Source organism: Limnospira sp. (genome assembly GCF_051859755.1).
Taxonomy (GTDB): Bacteria; Cyanobacteriota; Cyanobacteriia; order Cyanobacteriales; family Microcoleaceae; genus Limnospira; species Limnospira fusiformis.
On the sequence record NZ_JBIMLI010000008.1, the window covers coordinates 49,789 to 67,845 of the forward strand.

The 18,057-nt window shown below is 45.9% G+C and carries 10 protein-coding genes and 1 rRNA gene; 7 read left to right on the top strand and 4 right to left on the bottom strand.

The features are described from left to right. Positions 1 to 14: 14 nt before the first annotated feature. The 3 genes from ACTIE0_RS02795 (at position 15) to ACTIE0_RS02805 (ending at position 3,411) form a co-directional block, all read left to right on the top strand. Entirely contained in the window at positions 15 to 1,502 is a 1,488-nt protein-coding gene (locus ACTIE0_RS02795; RefSeq protein ID WP_006670679.1) for an ABC transporter ATP-binding protein/permease, read from the top strand. A gap of 764 nt (positions 1,503 to 2,266) precedes the next feature. Continuing rightward, on the top strand, positions 2,267 to 2,875 hold the full coding sequence (locus ACTIE0_RS02800; protein ID WP_006670660.1) for a MiaE family protein: 609 nt from the start codon (positions 2,267 to 2,269) through the stop codon (positions 2,873 to 2,875). Positions 2,876 to 2,928: 53 nt separating this feature from the next. Continuing rightward, on the top strand, positions 2,929 to 3,411 hold the full coding sequence (locus tag ACTIE0_RS02805; RefSeq protein WP_006670659.1) for a GNAT family N-acetyltransferase: 483 nt from the start codon (positions 2,929 to 2,931) through the stop codon (positions 3,409 to 3,411). A gap of 87 nt (positions 3,412 to 3,498) precedes the next feature. On the opposite strand, the gene ACTIE0_RS02810 is transcribed toward ACTIE0_RS02805, so the two are convergent. After that, a complete protein-coding gene (locus ACTIE0_RS02810; RefSeq protein WP_008054907.1) occupies positions 3,499 to 4,491 on the bottom strand; it encodes a ribose-phosphate pyrophosphokinase in 993 nt (330 codons plus the stop codon). Between the two features lie 336 nt (positions 4,492 to 4,827). Here ACTIE0_RS02810 and ACTIE0_RS02815 point away from each other — a divergent pair, with 336 nt between their 5' ends. The 3 genes from ACTIE0_RS02815 to rrf all read left to right on the top strand — a co-directional run bounded on the left by ACTIE0_RS02815 (position 4,828) and on the right by rrf (position 7,781). Then, a complete protein-coding gene (locus ACTIE0_RS02815; protein WP_006670658.1) occupies positions 4,828 to 6,813 on the top strand; it encodes a serine/threonine-protein kinase in 1,986 nt (661 codons plus the stop codon). Positions 6,814 to 6,815: 2 nt separating this feature from the next. Beyond that, positions 6,816 to 7,532 carry a dethiobiotin synthase gene (gene bioD, locus ACTIE0_RS02820; RefSeq protein WP_006623430.1) on the top strand — a complete coding sequence of 239 codons (717 nt, stop codon included), beginning with the start codon at positions 6,816 to 6,818 and terminating at the stop codon, positions 7,530 to 7,532. A 132-nt stretch (positions 7,533 to 7,664) separates the two neighbouring features. Next, positions 7,665 to 7,781: ribosomal RNA gene (gene rrf / locus ACTIE0_RS02825) — 5S ribosomal RNA — on the top strand. A 136-nt stretch (positions 7,782 to 7,917) separates the two neighbouring features. Here the strand turns inward: rrf and argZ are convergent. Further along, a complete protein-coding gene (gene argZ / locus ACTIE0_RS02830; RefSeq protein ID WP_006670657.1) occupies positions 7,918 to 10,032 on the bottom strand; it encodes a bifunctional arginine dihydrolase/ornithine cyclodeaminase in 2,115 nt (704 codons plus the stop codon). Between the two features lie 366 nt (positions 10,033 to 10,398). On the opposite strand from argZ, the gene ACTIE0_RS02835 reads away from it, so the two are divergent. After that, positions 10,399 to 13,554 (top strand): efflux RND transporter permease subunit, encoded by a 3,156-nt coding sequence (locus tag ACTIE0_RS02835; protein WP_006623433.1) that lies wholly within the window; start codon positions 10,399 to 10,401, stop codon positions 13,552 to 13,554. Positions 13,555 to 13,737: 183 nt separating this feature from the next. Here ACTIE0_RS02835 and ACTIE0_RS02840 read toward each other — a convergent pair whose 3' ends face one another. Both ACTIE0_RS02840 and ACTIE0_RS02845 read right to left on the bottom strand, forming a co-directional pair. Beyond that, entirely contained in the window at positions 13,738 to 15,927 is a 2,190-nt protein-coding gene (locus tag ACTIE0_RS02840) for a WD40 repeat domain-containing protein (RefSeq protein ID WP_006670656.1), read from the bottom strand. Next, complete coding sequence (locus ACTIE0_RS02845) at positions 15,924 to 17,846, bottom strand: ATP-binding protein (protein ID WP_006623435.1); 1,923 nt, start codon at positions 17,844 to 17,846, stop codon at positions 15,924 to 15,926. Before ACTIE0_RS02845 ends, ACTIE0_RS02840 begins: the two co-directional genes overlap by 4 nt. Positions 17,847 to 18,057: the final 211 nt, after the last annotated feature.

The window sequence follows — 18,057 nt, forward strand, 5'->3', positions numbered from 1 at the left end:
TTTAGAAAATTTCCATGAAAAGTTTAGTTCAAGTCAAAAATGTATCGAAGATTTTCAAAAAATGGTTTCAAAAAACTACTGTACTGGCAGATATAAGTTTTACGATAGAACCTGGAGAATTCGTCGTACTGAAGGGTCAAAATGGGTCTGGTAAAACGACACTATTAAATCTAATTTTGGGTTTGATAGAACCAACTGATGGAGAAGTTGAGTTGATGGGTTGTCCATCTAACGACCCCGAATCTAAAAGTTTGGTCGGTGTCGTTTTGCAAGAAACCAAGTTGCCAAACAAATTGAAAGTCAGAGAATTAATTAATTTGTTTCGGGGCTATTACTCAAACTCTATTTCAACAGAGGAAGCACTGAAACAAGTCTGTTTAACTGAGAAGAAAGACAGTTTTGCTGCGTCACTATCTGGCGGACAGAAACAGAGACTTTTATTTGCATTGGCATTGATTGGCAATCCTCAACTTTTAATTTTAGACGAGCCGACTCGCAATTTAGATAAAGAAGGATACGAAGAATTTTGGCATCAAATTACCGAGTGTAAAAAACGGGGCGTTACTATTTTGATGGTTACCAATAATAAAGCCGACTGGCAAGAACTCGAGGGTCTGGCAACTCGGTATCTCAATTTGCAAAAATTTTCTCCAAATTTAGAAGGTTCTCAAATTTCTGAAGAACCAGTCGCTGGAGCAGATTTTGAACAGAATAAAGATACTAAAACACAGTCTATTTTATTGCCCAAAAACACAGCGATAGGTTTGTTTTATCAATTTCAGTCATTTAAGGCGCAGATTTGGTCTGAAGTATTACAAATATATCGTACCCCAATTTATCTATTTGGAATTCTCTTGCCGATTGGCGGAATCATTTGTTGTATGATATTCAAACCAGAAACGAATACAGTAAAGCAAGCTTTAATTGGTTTATGTTGCGTATTTCTACTGACATTTTGTTTGCAATCATTACCGGGTCAAATTTCATCAGAACGTGCAGAAGGTTGGCTGAAGCTGATTCGCGCCACTCCACTTTCTTCGATCACCTATATCTTGTCTAAAGTTTTTGTATCTCTTTCGATTTGCATGATAGTTATCATGCTTACCTTAACCTATGGAAATATGCAATTAAAATTAAACTTTGATTTTCAACAATTAATTTATTTGGTGCTGACTTTTTTGATTGTAGCCATTCCCATTATAGCGTTCAGTTTAATTGTTAGTTATTTTGTAGACCCAAAAGCTGTCAATACTGTCAATGGCTTGTCGTTTTTGGGGATCGGATTGATTTCAGGATTGCTGCCCTTTTCTGAGTCGGTTTGGGTTGAAAATGCTATGCTATTATCGCCAGTGTATCACGCCCAAAAACTTATCTCGTTATCGGCGGGTATCAATGACGAACCAAGTTATACATTATTGCATTTACTTTGGTTGTTTTGGGCTAGTTTTGTTTTAATTATCATTGCGGTTTGGGCATATAAAAGAGATGGCTTAACTGAGTAAACGCTAATAAACTATAGCAGTTCTCCGACTCATGAGGTACGATTCAAAGCCCCTCTCCCATTCTGGGAAAGGGATTTTGGGTGAGGGTTAAACCTTATAGACATTAGAACCGCTATATAATAAGGTGCGTCAGTATCAATCATCCGGTTATCAGTCAGGTTGACCGCTTCTGACGCACCCTACTACTGTGGTGCGTCAGTATCAATCATCCGGTTATCAGTCAGGTTGACCGCTTCTGACGCACCCTACTACTGTGGTGCGTCAGTATCAATCATCCGGTTATCAGTCAGGTTGACCGCTTCTGACGCACCCTACTACTGTGGTGCGTCAGTATCAATCATCCGGTTATCAGTCAGGTTGACCGCTTCTGACGCACCCTACTACTGTAGTGCGTCAGTATGTTAATCATCCGGTTATGATGAAGGTTGACGGCTTCTGACGCACCCTACTACTGTGGTGCGTCAGTATCAATCATCCGGTTATCGGCTAGGTTGACGGCTTCTGACGCACCCTACTACTGTGGTGCGTCAGTATCAATCATCCGGTTATCAGCCAGGTTGACGGCTTCTGACGTACCCTACTATTGATCACCTCTCAAAGTCCCTCTCCCTCTGTGGGAGAGGGATTTAGGGTGAGGGCAATGTATTAAGCGACTGGTGAACAAGCTGTATCAATCATCGGGTTATCAGCGAGGTTGACGGCTTCTGACGTACCCTACTGGGTCAGATCTGCTATGATTAGGGTGGCTTTTCGGTGGTCTTGATATGGGATCTGTGGTTTCTGGTTCACGAGCAACTATTAAATACTTGAAAGAACCTACGTCAATGGCTTGGGTTCAACAGGCGATCGCTAATTTGGATATCATCCTACTTGACCACTCCCACTGTGAACGTAAGGCGGCGGGAGTAGCCTTGAATTTGATGTTTCGTTATCCCTCTAGTACCCAATTGGTGCGAATGTTAACAGCGATCGCTCAAGAAGAATTACAGCATTTTGAACAGGTAAATCAGTGGCTCGAAAAACTACACATTCCCATGCGATCGCTTCCCTCTCCCCCCTATGGCGCGGGTTTGAATCGCCATGTCCGCCGAGAAGAACCACACAGAATGCTTGATTTATTATTGGTTTCTGGATTGATAGAAGCCCGCAGCCATGAACGTTTGGGCTTATTGTCTGAATATTGTCCCGATCCAGAATTGGCTAAGTTTTATCGCGGTTTGATGGCTTCCGAAGCGCGTCACTATGGCATTTATTGGGTGTTAGCAACTACTTATTTTGAACAGGAAACCGTTAGCCAAAGACTAGAGGAATTGGCTACTATTGAAAGCCAACTCCTTTCCACACTACACCCGGAACCCCGGATTCATAGTTAGTCTCTGCCCAATTCTCCGACTTCTTAACTGATTATATCACCGAATTAACGGTTATGAGAAAAGTATATAAAGATTTTATAATTCGTTCCTGGGAATCAGGCGATCGCCAAGTTGTTCAAGACTTAATCGCCTCAGTATTAGCTGAATATCGCTTAAATTGTGAACCGGAAGGCGCTGATATCGATGTCTGGGAAGTCGAAAAGTATTATCTTAATAATGATGGGGAATTTTGGGTAGTCGAACAACATCAAAACCTAGTGGGAACTGCTGCTTATTATCCGATTAATCGTGGTACAAATGCCGTGGAAATTCGCAAAATGTATTTACAGCCACAGGTCCGAGGTCTAGGGTTAGGCAAATATTTATTAACCCAATTAGAACAAGAAATTCACAGACGAGGATTTCAGGAGATTTGGATTGAAACTGCGACGGTTTTAAGGGAAGCCGTGAAACTCTATGAACACCATGGTTATGAACCGACAACGGGAGTAGAAACTCGACGATGCGATCGCATTTACAAAAAAACTTTGCCTTGACCAACCCGGCGGCGGTTGTAAACCGGACACTCAGCCTTTCCGGTAGAGTCCGCAGTTTTCCCGCCGCCAAAGCTAACAATTGGTCAATTAGCGGAACATACTACTAACGGAACTATCTTCGTGAATGCGCCAGATAGTTTCACCAAGTAAATTAGCAACCGATAACACAGTCAGCTGATCAAAAGTTTTATCCGGGGAAGCTGGGATAGTGTTAGTCACAATCACTTCCTCCAAAACCCCCGTAGACAGACGTTCAATAGCTGGGTGAGAAAACACCGCATGGGTAGCACAGGCATAAACCTGCCTAGCACCCTCTTCCCGGAGGAGGCGAGCGCCTTCGCTAATAGTCCCGGCTGTGTCAATCATATCATCGACCAAAACGGCTGTTTTGCCTCTAACGTCACCAATGACATTGAGAACCTCTGCTACATTATGAGACTGACGGCGCTTATCAATAATCGCCAGGGGTGCGTCATTGAGTTTTTTAGCAAAAGCTCTGGCACGAGCCACACCTCCGACATCTGGAGATACTACGACAATATCAGATAGTTGTTTACTAGCTAGGTAGTTTAAAATAACAGGTGAACCATAAACATGGTCGAAGGGAATATCAAAATATCCTTGAATTTGTGCCGAATGCAAGTCCATGGCTAAAATCCGACTCGCACCAGCTTGGGTGATTAAATTAGCGGTCAGTTTGGCTGTAATCGATTCGCGGCCAGCGGTTTTGCGGTCTGCCCTAGCATAGCCATAATAGGGTATTACGGCGGTAATTTGCCTAGCAGAGGCTCGACGACAAGCATCAATCATAATTAGGAGTTCCATCAAGTTGTCGTTGACTGGATGACAACAGGGTTGAATTAGGTAGACATCACAGCCTCGAATGGACTCCTGAATTTGGATGTAAAGTTCTCCGTCCGCAAACTGCTTGCGAACCATTGGCCCCAAATCAATGCCCAGATAGCGACTCACTTCGGTGGCTAAACCTGTATTGGCAGAACCTGAAAACAATCGTAGTCGATTGTGGTCGGTCATTAGTGCCTCAGAATGAGGAAGGGGTAGAGTAGCAGAACGGATCACGGCATTTCCTCGCAGTTCATTCCTAGTTATTTTACCATTATTCAGTAGCCTAGGAAACAGTTAAATTGGCTATCATTCACGGGTAACTCCCCTTATCAAAGGATCGGAACAGGTGGCGACGGTTGTTGATGATATGCTCAACCAAGTTGGGGCGAGCTTGGCTCAACATATAGGTTATGGGTAAATTGATTCAGACCAGACTAGACGAAATAATACAGCGACGGAAAGGGAAGGTTCACGGAAACATGGTTAAAAATGTTGTTAAACACAAATGAGGGGGGCACAATCAAGACTTTTTGACGGCTTCGCTTTGATTTATCTGTTAATTTGTAACCTATGACAAGTATCAATTCTATGCAATCGGCTATTCCACTAGGGACTGTTTTACAAAATCGCTACCGCTTGATCAGGGTTTTGGGTCAGGGGGGGTTTGGCTTAACTTATCTGGCTGAAGATCTTGGTCGCTTTAATGAGTATTGCGCGTTAAAGGAATTTACCCCGGTGCAAATGGGGACCTATGCTTGGGAAAAGTCTAAAGAACTATTTAGGCGGGAAGCTCAGGTGCTTTACCAAATCCAACACCCGCAAATTCCCAAATTTGGGGCGGTTTTTGAGGAAAATCAGCGCTTGTTTTTGGTTCAAGACTATGTGGAGGGTCAAACCTATTATGCGCTGCTCAAGGACCGGAAAAATGCCCCGGTGGGTCAACCTCGCACTTTTGCTGAGGCTGAGGTGATAACTTTCCTTCAGGAAATGCTACCGGTTTTGGAACATCTCCATGGTCTCAATATTATTCATCGCGACATTTCCCCGGATAATATTATCCGTCGCGATCGCGATCAGCTCCCGGTTTTGATTGATTTTGGGGTAGTTATTGAACAGGCGACTTATATTCAGTCTCCGGGTCTAACTCAGCCGGTGGGTCAAACTAGGGTGGGAAAATTGGGTTATGCTCCTGCTGAACAAATGCAAATGGGGAAGGTTTCCCCCAGCAGCGATTTGTACGCTTTGGCGGTAACGGCGATTTTTCTGCTGACTGGACGAGAACCGCAAGATTTAATTAACCAACAAAATTTAACCTGGATGTGGGAACCTTGGGCGACTGTCACCCCTCAACTGGCCACGGTTCTCAATAAAATGTTGAGCCGTAATCCTGGCGATCGCTATCAGTCAGCTAGGGAAGTAGAACAGGCTCTCAATAATCTCTCTGGAATTGTACCGACTCCCCCCACTACTGACCCGAATTTATCAGGACTCAAAACTCTGGCGGTGGGATCTCCTGTCTCTATGCGATCGGGGTCTAATCATCAAACTACTCCGGTGATATCTACCCCTTCCCTTCAGTCTTTCTGGAATAACCCAGTTGCTGTTATGGCGGCGGGAATTGCTGTGGCTATCATCGCGGGTTATGGGTCTTGGAGTTTGGTCAGCTATCTACTAAACTCTACCGGGTCAACTTCAGACCCAGACCCCATTACTAATGTTGAAACGGAACCTAGACCTAGACCTAGACCGGAACCTAGACCTAGACCGGAACCTAGACCTACGACACCACCAGAATCTGAGTCACAACCACAACCACAACCACAACCACAACCAGAACCGGAACCGGAACCGGAAGTCTCAACTAGACGCTTAGATATTGCGGCGGGAGATACTACTGTTGTTGAAGGGGCGATCGCCGCGAACCAACTATCTGAATATGTCCTCTCGGCTACGGAAGGACAACAGCTTTATCTCTCTGTTACTGGGGATGGTGTTTTACTGACATTACTCGGACCTGACAACAACCCGGTTAATTCCCGCGCGACTGGGGTATCAATTTGGCAGGGTCCTTTATTTGCTGATGGTGACTATACCATTATCCTGGAAACTCTCCCAGGATTGTCTGAGACTGCATACACCCTAGAGTTGGAATTGATTAACTCTTTACCTCCCATCATTCCACAACCAGAACCACAACCACAACCGGAACCTATACCGGAACCTATACCGGAACCGGAACCTATACCGGAACCGGAACCTATACCGGAACCGGAACCTATACCGGAACCGGAACCAGAACCGGAACCCAAGCCGGAACCGGAACCCAAGCCGGAACCGGAACCTATAGCGGAACCGGAACCGGAACCCAAGCCGGAACCGGAACCGGAACCCAAGCCGGAACCTATACCGGAAAACCAAGAGAGGAATCTTGATCTGAGTGGGAACCCTAAACCATCGGAAAAACCGCCAACTTTTTTCCCGGAACCAGAGGCGGAGGTGGATGGTATGGGGAATAATGAGGTTAAGAATCTTGACAAATTAATCGCGCCATACTAACTGTGAAAAATACCCTGCTGATTACTGCAACTGATACGGAAGCCGGAAAAACGGTTTTAACTAGCGCGTTAATTGCCTATTTTGACAGTTACCAAAAGTCCCTGAGTTGGGGTGTACTCAAACCAATTCAATCGGGAATAGGCGATCGCGAATTGTATCAACGCCTATTTTTACGCGAAGAGTCCCTAGAGGCGATCGCACCGATTTATTTTGATGCACCCCTCGCCCCCCCCTTGGCGGCGGAAAAGGAAAATCGCCGGGTAGAACTTAATCAGGCTTGGTCAGCTTTGGTCAACCTTCAGCAACAGCGAGATTTTGTCCTGGTGGAAGCCTTGGGCGGTTTGGGTTCCCCTGTCACTAGGGAATTGACTGTGGCTGACTTGGCGCGGGATTGGGCTTTACCGACGGTTTTGGTGGTTCCTGTGCGACTAGGGGCGATCGCTCAGGCTGTGGCTAATGTGGCCCTCGCTAGACAGGCTAAAGTAAATTTGCGCGGCATTGTCCTTAACTGTCTTCAACCCACAGAACCCCAGGATGTTGAGAATTGGACTCCGGCGGATCTGATTACCTCCCTCACCCAAATTCCGGTTTTGGGTGTGATTCCCTATTTGGACAATCCCACAGACCTACAACAATTAGCCCCAGTCGCCGCCCAATTAGATTTAGAGGCGATTGTGCCGATCCGATGGGCGGCAAATCCTTGTCTATCAGGGGTTTGAGGAAATCTCAAAAAAAGTTTGATTTAGGGGTTGACATTTCCTGAACTATCCCCTACTATTAATAACTGTGCGAGAGAGAGAAGCGGCGAAAACGCTAAAGCGATCGCAACCAGAGAGAGATTTTAGGGCTTTCCTGGTGTCTATGGCTCAGTGGAACCACACCGATCCATCCCGAACTCGGATGTGAAACGCTGAAACGGCGAAGATACTTGGCGGGTAGCTGCCTGGGAAAATAGCAAGATGCCAGGATAATTATGAACTAGGACTTCCCGCCAGTGGTAAACGGTAGGAGGTCCTAGTTTGTTTTGATGGGGTATAGAGCAGATGCTAATCTCCCCGATGATTAGATCGGGGGAGACTTGTGGCATGGTGTAATTATGGATGGTTAGACGGCAGTTTTGGCATCATAGCGACTGGTCAACCGGTCAAGTTGTTTGACTAACAAGCTGAGGAACAGCCCCACATCAGTGACGACACCCACAGACTCAACGGAACCGCGATCGCTTAACTTAGTTACCACAGCCGGGTTAATATCCACACAAACCATTTTAACCCCAGATGGAGTCATATTGCCGACACCGATAGAATGGAGCATGGTAGAGAGCATCAGAATCATGTCGGTATCTTGTAGCAACTGGCTATAGTGCTGCTGTGCTTGAATTAAATCCATCTGGGTATCAGGTAGAGGGCCATCATCGCGGATGGAACCCGCCAGGGAGAAGGGAACATCATTGCGGACACACTCATACATAATACCACTGGTGATTACTCCCTGTCGGACAGCACTAGCAATGCTACCGCAGCGCCGAATAGTATTAATCACTTTGAGATGATGGCGGTGTCCTCCTTTGACGGCGACTCCCTGTTTCATATCGACACCGAGAGAAGTTCCCATCATGGACTGTTCAATATCATGAACAGCGATCGCATTTCCGCCCAATAAAGCCTGGACATAACCCTCGCGAATGAGACGAGACAAATGCTGAGATCCGCCAGTGTGAATAACCACAGGACCAGCAGTGACGACGACTTTACCACCGCGATCGCGAATTTGGCGCATTTCCCAGGCTACCTGTTCGACGATCAATTCTACGCGCCGTTCACTAGAAACCCCCGCCGACATAAAGCCAAATTCCTGATTATTACGCTGTTCACGAGATTCAGCTTTGCGGATAGTGCGGATACCCATAACATCGACAACTACTTTTTCGCCAACTTCGAGATCTCGCAACAATTTACAACGGGCGATCGGTCCTGAGGGTCCTTCGGTAACAGCGATCGCACCATCCATGCGCTGATTTTGAACTCTGACCCACTCACCGGCGATGCGTACTTCTGTGGGATAAATGGTAGTCACATAGAAATCATCGGGACTGACACCATGCTGATGGACAGTTTCCAGTTTCGCATCTTGAACATCCTCTTGTAGAGAAAACGCGCCGATATCAATAAGTTGACTCATAATCTCTTCCATGACCTCATGAGAGGGGGCTGAGATTTTAATTTGGGCGCTAGAGGTACTTTGGCGCTGTTCTCCTAGATTAAAATTCTGGACTTGGAAGCTACCGCCACCTTCGACGACTAGATCTAAGGCGCGGTTAATTAAACCTGCATCTAACAAGTGACCCTGTAAACAGACTGTGCGGCTTTCGAGTTGGGTCGCAGCATGGCGATCCTCAATAATGGGTTCAGTTACCCGCAGAGTTAAACATTTCGCCGCCCCTCCAGCTTTCAGAAATTCGGTCAGGGGAGTTTCAACGACATTAAATCCGGCTTCAGATAGCCTTGATTTCAGGTTATCGCTGATTTTGTTCATAATCACCGTCTGGTTAATATTGACGGCGTTACAGGCGAAATTAACCGCGTCTGGTTCATCAATAGCAATGCGCTTTTCTGGGGGAACTCGCAGTTCAATGAGACGATTTGAATAGGAATCAAAAGCTGGGGGATAGTACAGCAAATAACCCCCGGTTAAAGGACAAAAGCAGGTGTCGAGGTGATAGAAGCGATCGTCCATTAATCGCAGGGATAGGACTTCTATATTCAACCATTCCGCCAACAGCGAGTGAGAGTCGAGTTCAGACCGGAAACCATATCCCGCCCATAAATAGCGCCCTTCACGGTCTAATAAAGCATCTCCTGCGCCTTCAAAAGGGAGATCTTTGGGGAGTTCGTGGACGGTAAATCCTTGGCTTTCAAACCACGCCTTAAAATAGGGTTCCTCTCCTTGGCGTTCTTTATGGTAGAACCTACTGATAACGACAGTTTTATCTAAGACAAGTCCGGCGTTAGCTGTGAACACCATATCTGGCCAACCTTTCTCTGGTTGCACTAGATCGACGATCGCATGATCTTTAATGGTATGGTGAAGTTTCTGCCATTGTTCTACAGCGCGATCGTAGGATGATTTATGAATATTACCCTCCATCCAGGGGTTGATCACATAATCTACATCATAGTGATCTGGGGGACACATAAGAAAGCGAATCGCATCAGTCATAATTAAGCTAATTGGTAGATATACACATCACAGCCACTAAACCACAAAAACCACTCCCACACCTGACAAGTGTTTTAGAAGTGGTCAAGTTTAGTCATAGTCAAGCCAACTTATCATTTTAACATGGCCGGACACTTTCCCCATTGTCATCTGCAAATGCTAGACTAGGTGCTGGGGACGATCGCATTTCTATCTCCAGTCAATGCACACACATTCTGTGGTGGATACATTGGCTGGCGTACAATAGTCTACTCTCCCCTAGACCTATACCTTTAACATCCACGGGAGAAATAAAGCTATTAAAGCCTTTCCCTCTTGGCAACCAAAACTGATTATATAAGATAACCGGGAATTAATTAATAAATTATGGCTAAAAATAGTTTTAATCTTTCCGAATGGTCGATTCGACAACCTGTTCCCACTTTGGTGCTGTTTTTGATTCTGACTCTGGTGGGGGTGATGTCTTTTTTTCAACTGGGAATTGATGATACTCCTAATATAGATATTCCGGCTGTTACGGTGACAGTTACACAACCGGGAGCGGGTCCTAATGAATTGGAAAATCAGGTAACTAAACCGGTAGAAGATGCGATCGCCGGATTAGGAAATATTGACCAACTTACCTCTACCGTCAGAGACGGAGTATCTACCACTACGGTGAGTTTTGTTTTGGGAACCGATAGCGATCGCGCTACTAATGATGTCCGTAATGCGATCGCCCAAATTCGCCAAAGCCTACCCCAAGATATTAACGACCCCATTGTACAGCGTCTCCGATTTGCGGGCGGGTCGATTATGACCTACGCAGTAACATCACCCACTCGCTCAGTAGAAGAACTTAGCGATCTTGTCGATCGCAACATTAGCCGCGCTTTACTTAACGTTCCCGGTGTCGCCCAAATTCAGCGAATCGGAGGAGTTGACCGAGAAATTTGCATCGAACTTCACCCCGATCGCATTCAGGGTCTGGGCCTTACCACTACCCAAGTTAACGACCAAATTCGTGCCTTTAATATTAACCTTCCCGGAGGGCGATCGCAAGTAGGCGGTAGTGAAAAAAGTATCCGCACCCTCGGAAGCGCCCAAACCGTCGAAGCATTAAGAGACTATCCAATTATACTCCCCAATGGTAACTCAGTTCCCCTGTCCAGTATTGGCACGGTTACCGATGGTTTAGCAGAAGTCCGCCAAGTCGCCAAATTTGCTGACTTTCCCCTCGACTCTAACAGTCAAATGGGTACTCCCGTCGTCGCCTTTTCTGTCCTCCGTAGTACCGGAAGCACCCTAGTATCTGTAGAACAAGGTATTCGCAATCGGGTGGTAGACCTACAAAAGACACTCCCAGAAGACATTAACCTAGAACTAATTGTTACCAGGGCTAACTCTATTCGCGAGTCCTATCAAGCCTCAGTGGATGCTTTAGTTATCGGTTCCATTTTAACCGTTGTGGTGGTCGGTATATTTTTGCGAAACTGGCGACCCACTTTAATTACCGCGATCGCCTTACCTTTATCGATTTTACCCACCTTCCTGGTGATGCGGATGTTCGATTATACCCTCAATGGGATGACTCTATTAGCCCTAGCTTTAGCCATGGGAAACCTAGTAGATGATGCTATCTGTATGATGGAAAATATAGATCAGCACGTTGAGATGGGTAAACCTCCTTTTAAAGCTGCTATTGATGCTTCCCGCGAAATTGGATTAGCCGTAGTCGCTACCACCGCCACCATTGTCGCTGTCTTCCTTCCGGTCGCTTTTATGGGAGGAGTTCCCGGTCAGTTTTTCCAACCCTTTGGGGTCACAGTCGCCACCTCTACCATGTTTTCTACCCTGGTCGCCTGTACCATGACTCCCCTATTGGGCGCTAGGTTACTTCAACAAAAATCAACACCTCCCAAAACTGACACTAATCACACCCGGCGGCGCTTCTCTCCCTATCGCAGCCTTTTGGGTTGGTCTTTGCGACACCGCATCACTACCCTATTATTAGCGATCGCCTTTTTTGTCGCGAGTTTACAATTAGTTCCCCTCATCCCCAGAGGCTTATTTAATAGTGGAGATACTGGATTAAGTACCATTTCCCTGGAATTACCACCCGGTTCTACTTTAGCTGAATTGCAAACTACCACCCAGGAAGCGATCGCACTCTTAGCCGAAAATCCCGCCGTTGACAACGTTTTAGCAGTCTTGGGAAATCGTGGGGAAGGTGTCGTAGAAGTTAACCGAGCTACCCTGTCTGTAAATTTAGTCCCCTCCGATGAACGGGACCTATCCCAGGCGGAATTTGAAGCACAAATGCGAACCCGTTTTACTCAAATTCCTGGCGCGAGAATTAGCTTTCAGTCCCAAGGTGCAGGTGGCGGCGGGAAAGATTTATCTATTGTTCTGAGTGGTGATAACCCCGATTCTTTGTTAGAAACTGCTAATGCTTTGGAAAGACAAATGCGGTCAATTCCCGGACTCGTAGAAGTTACCTCTAGCGCTAGTTTGGTCAGACCCGAAATCTTGATTCGTCCTGACCCTAGAAGGGCTGGAGATTTGGGCGTTTCTGTACAGGCGATCGCTCGTACCGCTTTATTAGCTACCTTGGGTGATAATCAGTCCAATTTGGCTAAGTTTGACTTACCCGATCGCCAAATTCCTATCCGAGTACAATTGGCTGAGGAGTTTCGCAACAATTTTGATGCGATCGAAAATTTACGCATACCTACCCAGGATGGTCGATTAGTTCCCCTCTCTGCGGTCGCTGATATTACTATCGGTAGCGGTCCCGCTACTATTGACCGCTATTTCCGTTCCCGACAAGTACAATTGGAGGCTAATTTAGAAGGTCTTTCCTTGGGTGATGCTCTCGCACAGGTACAGGCTTTACCAGCTATGAACCCTCTACCGCCTGATGTACAACAGCAGTCCGAAGGTGATGCTAGAATTATGATTGATGTCTTCACCCGCTTTCTCTCCGCTTTGGGTTTAGCTGTCTTGGGGATTTATGCCATCCTCGTATTGCTTTACAACAACTTTATTATCCCCGTTACCATTTTGATGGCTTTACCTCTGTCCCTCGGCGGCGCATTACTAGCCTTGATGATTACTCAAAAAGAGTTGGGCTTATTTGCTCTCATCGGTATTGTCTTGTTGATGGGTTTGGTAACTAAAAATGCCATCCTTTTGGTCGATTGTTCTATGGCTAATCAACAGATGGGAATGTCTCGATTTAATGCAGTCCTAGAAGCTGGCTGCTCCCGACTGAGACCTATTTTGATGACCACTTTTTCTACCATCGCTGGTATGTTACCTATTGCTTTGGAATGGGGCGCAGGTTCTCAGGTACGCAGTCCTATGGCGATCGCTGTTATTGGTGGAATGACTACATCTACCCTCTTAACTTTGATTGTCGTTCCCGTCTGGTTTACCTATGTTGATGGTTTCCAAAACTGGCTGAAAAATCCTTTTAAACCCAAACGGCGGCGCGTATCACCTCCTAAAAGAATCCCTAAAAATATGGCTTCTATTAAATGATTTTGGGCTAGATGATTTTTTGTTCAACACCTCAAAAAAATCGCCTGATTTTGGGGGTAGGGGGTTGACAAATCATCAGCCCCCAGCTATGATGAGACTGTGGGGGTGATATGGCTATACGCTTGATTTTTTGTTCAACACAGAAAAACCTAAAGGGGTGGTAGTTTAGGGGGGGTGGAGGTTTCAGCCCTGAATACTCAAAAAATACATTTGTCCGCCGCCATCACCAGCGACCACTGTACGGCCATCAGAAGCGATCGCACAGCATCGGACAGCAGAAGAAGTGATGAACTTAGCGAGGACGGTTCCGGTGTTCAAATTCCATAACAGGAGGGTATCGTCAAAAGAACCGGACACAGCCCGTTTAGCGTCTGGGGTAATCGCCACAGCATTAACCGATCGCCGATGACCGACAAGCGATCGCACTTCTCGCCCGGTGAGCAAATCCCATAACTTGAGAGTATCATCAAAGGAACCGGACAGAGCCTGTTTACCGTCTGGGGTAATCGCCAACGCATCAACCCAGCGGCGATGACCAACAAGCGATCGCACTTCCAGTCCAGTTTGTAAATCCCAGAGTTTAAGGGTGTTATCCTCCGACCCCGAAAGCGCCCACCTACCATCACAGCTAATCGCCACCGCTGAAACGGAATCATCATGACCGCTAAAAGACCGAATTTCCTTGAGAGTGATCATATCCCAAAGTTTCAGGGTGTTATCCTCCGACCCCGAAAGCGCCCACCGACCATCACGGCTAATCGCCACCGCCCTAACCGGGTCAGTATGACCATTCAAAGAATATAATTCTTGTCCCGACTCCAAATCCCACAGCTTGAGAGTAGTATCTTCCGACCCAGATAAAGCCCGTTTACCGTCTGGGGTAATGGCTACCGTCCTGACCCAATCACTGTGACCCACCAAGCAGCGCAACTCCTGTCCTGTCCGCAAATCCCACAACTTGAGAGTTTCATCATAGGAACCCGACAGAGCAAACCTATCATCAGGGGTAATTGCTACCGCAGAGATAGCATGACTATGACCGTGGAAACAATCTAACTCCTCTTCCGTACCCAAATCCCAGAGTTTGAGGGTCTTATCAAAAGAACCCGATAGTGCTTGCGTACCGTCTGGAGTGATCGCCACATCCCACACCCAACGACAATGACCCATAAAAGATCGCAACTCTTCCCCGGTTTGTAAATCCCAGAGTTTGAGAGTCTTATCAAAAGACCCCGACAAAGCCCTTTCTCCGTCCGGAGTAATCGCCACCGCATTCACCGAGTCTTCATGACCGACAAACGATCGCAACTCTTTCCCGGTTTGTAGATCCCAGAGTTTTAGAGTTTGGTCAAAGGACCCCGACAGAGCGCGTTTCCCGTCCGGAGTAATTGCCACCGCCCAAACTGAACCTTCATGACCGACAAGCGATCGCAACTCTTCCCCGGTTTGTAAATCCCAGAGTTTGAGAGTCTTATCAAAAGAAGCCGACAGAGCGCGTTTACCGTCCGGAGTAATCGCCACCGCCGCCACCAAATCCCCGTGACCGGTAAAAGTTCGTATTTCCTCCCCCGTCACCAAATCCCACAGCCTGATAGTAGTATCTTTTGAGCCTGACAGAGCGCGTTTACCGTCCGGAGTAATCGCCACCGCTGTCACCCAATCCCCATGACCGACAAGCGATCGCAACTCTTCACCCGTCCGTAAATCCCACATTTTGATAGTGTTATCATAGGATCCCGAAACCGCCCGCTTACCGCTAGGGCTAATCGCCAAAGCCAAGACCCTACAAGTATGACCCTGAAGCGATCGCACTACCCGTCCCGTCTTCAAATTCCACAACTTTAGAGTAGTATCTCCCGAAGCCGACACACCAGCCCTACCATCAGGAGTAATCGCCACCGCATTCACCGAGTCTTCATGACCCTCCAAAGTCCGAATCAGCACCCCATCAGGGGAATCAAAACAGGGAAACAGCGGACAAAACCAAGACCGCTGCTGGTATTGTTTCACCTGTTCAATAAAACCCTTAATCCCCTCTTCCGAGAAATACAGTAGCCGTCCCATCAACTGTTCCGCCAACTGGTCGTTATTTTCCTCCAGGATATGAGAAGACATCAACAAAGACTTTTGAATCAATTGGAAAACCCGTTGCTGACCTGGGGACACTAAAGGTAAGGCTAAATCATAATCATCAATTATCGCCGCGATCCCCACATTGGCTAACTTTTGTTCCAAAAAGCCAAAATCCATTAACCAATCAACCAAGCGTTTTATATCCTTAATTTCCGCCAGATAAATAGGTTGGTGTCGTAACACATGGAGACGGTCTTCTGGTAACTGTTCAGTCAGCCAATTTGCCAGATTTTGGGTCATAAAGGCGCTCCCTTCGCTAAATTCTCCACAATACCACGTTTAAGTTCTTCAAGATTCACACCAGAATCAGCCGATTGCTTTTCCAGGAAATCATGAAAAGACCCGTGGTAAATACTATATCGAGTTTCGTTGTCAATAATTTGCACCTGCAAAAATTGATCCCATTGTTCCAGGAATGTAGATAGCACCGATTCTTCCACTCCTGTCAACTTAGCCAGCAAACGACAAGACACAGGTTCGCGCACTTTTGATAATACATAAATAGCACGAATTTGCGCCATAGGTAAGGATTTGTGGTTAATCCTCAGCATCTGCCAGTGGTGCTTATAATACCCCCACAAGCCAATCGGTAAACTTGCCAAAGTTTTACCATTATACACCCCATTATGTATATCATTCAACACATAGCGCAAATACATAAAGTTATTTTCACTTTTGGCGACCAGTTGAGTACAAAACTGTTCCGAGGTCAACTTTTGTGATGCCATCCACTGTTGAATAAAGCGACTTTGCGACAGCCGTTTATTGGTGTATTTACCAGCATCCCAAGCACTTTCTGACCGATACTGCCTTAAATTACAGATGGTTTTATTGTCACTGACGGGTAAAGGCAGTTTTTCATCACGTTTCGAGATGATAAAATAGACATTTTCCGGCAGTTTATCCGGTAAGTAAAGCACATTACTTCCCGGTGTTTGACTCGACAAATCCACCTCATTTAAAGCATCCACTACTACCACCAACTTTTTGCCCCGGGGTAGCTTCTGGCTGGCTTCTTTTAACAACCGTGATAAAACTTTACCATTTCGGAGGGCATTTTCTGGTAAACTGGTATAGTCCAGTTGATAATATTCAATTAGTTCAGTGCAGATATTTTCTAAGAATTGTCGAGCGGTCACTTTCCCTAAAGATTGGCTGTTAAAATAGCTCAGGCAATGACCTTCAAATAACTGCACACAACGCGCCAGGATAGAGGTTTTTCCATAGCCGGGATCTGCTTCCAAGACAAAATAACCTGGGGGTTCTTTTTCCAAAAACTCCTTAATGGCTTCAAAAACATGAGTCCGCCCCACAAAATACTTAGTTGTATCAGCTATGATACTTTCGCATTGTGGCGAAATCGTAAAAGGTGTTTTGCTCTGGTCAAAATATGGCTCTAAGGCTTCCTGAATTGACTCTAGTTTATCCTGTAGTCCAGTGTTCAACTGTTTTAAAATAGTTAGGATGTCTTGTTGGGTAATAGCAATTTTATGGGCTGAGGTTTGACCATCTCGCAGCAAGTCTAATACCATACTATGAAAAACTTTACCCCCTTTAGCAGCATCTTGTTTCCAGATTTCTGTGAGATTATGGGCGAACCGTTTATGCAAATGTTGGCTAATAGCTTTAATGGCATCTTGGTAATAGTGAATACCGTGGGATAAATGGGATTTATGTTGTTCCATTAACCAGGTGATTAAGTGTTCCCAACTTTGCAGATCCAGAGTTTTCAGGAAAATATCTGACCCATTAGCTGCTAATGTATAACGCAAATGGTGTTCACCGATCGCCTCATAGTCTGCTATACCTTCGCTACTGTGTTCGATTTGTAGCCAGTATTGTTGAGTATGTTTAGCTAAATGCTTTAATTCTCTGGCGATATGTTGATAGGTTTTTTTTTGGGCTATTTGCAATAACCCTAAAGCGATCGCACCTCCCACAGATTTGGCTAATTTTTCCTGACTCAAGCCGGGAGATGGTTCCCCCAATTTTTTGGCAAAATCCAGCAGTTTACTAGCGGTGATACTATTAACAGTAGGTTCCGAAAAATGTGTGTAAAACGGGGTTGCAGCTTTGGTATAACCTGTAACGACGGAACCCACAGACAGTAAGGCTGTCACCTCTAGGAAGAATTTGTGTTGCTTAACGGTATTGATCATAATTCGATTTCTGCCAGTGATGTTAACCGAGCAAACCTCTAGGCAATTTTCCGAGGATAACTGGGATAGGGTCTATAGTAAGCTTAATTTTAGAGATAGCAGCAATACATAAACTTATTTTCACTTTTGACCCTGCTGATACATTTACGCGACATTTATCCGGCTATTGCCTGACAATGCGACGATAGCACTATTACCCGTTAAGGTAACA

Coding starts and splice junctions, on each gene's coding strand:
- ACTIE0_RS02795 (WP_006670679.1), top strand. CDS start 15: ATGAAAAGTTTAGTTCAAGTCAAAAATGTATCGAAGATTTTCAAAAAA.
- ACTIE0_RS02800 (WP_006670660.1), top strand. CDS start 2,267: ATGGGATCTGTGGTTTCTGGTTCACGAGCAACTATTAAATACTTGAAA.
- ACTIE0_RS02805 (WP_006670659.1), top strand. CDS start 2,929: ATGAGAAAAGTATATAAAGATTTTATAATTCGTTCCTGGGAATCAGGC.
- ACTIE0_RS02815 (WP_006670658.1), top strand. CDS start 4,828: ATGACAAGTATCAATTCTATGCAATCGGCTATTCCACTAGGGACTGTT.
- argZ (WP_006670657.1), bottom strand. CDS start 10,032: ATGACTGATGCGATTCGCTTTCTTATGTGTCCCCCAGATCACTATGAT.
- ACTIE0_RS02835 (WP_006623433.1), top strand. CDS start 10,399: ATGGCTAAAAATAGTTTTAATCTTTCCGAATGGTCGATTCGACAACCT.
- ACTIE0_RS02840 (WP_006670656.1), bottom strand. CDS start 15,927: ATGACCCAAAATCTGGCAAATTGGCTGACTGAACAGTTACCAGAAGAC.
- ACTIE0_RS02845 (WP_006623435.1), bottom strand. CDS start 17,846: ATGATCAATACCGTTAAGCAACACAAATTCTTCCTAGAGGTGACAGCC.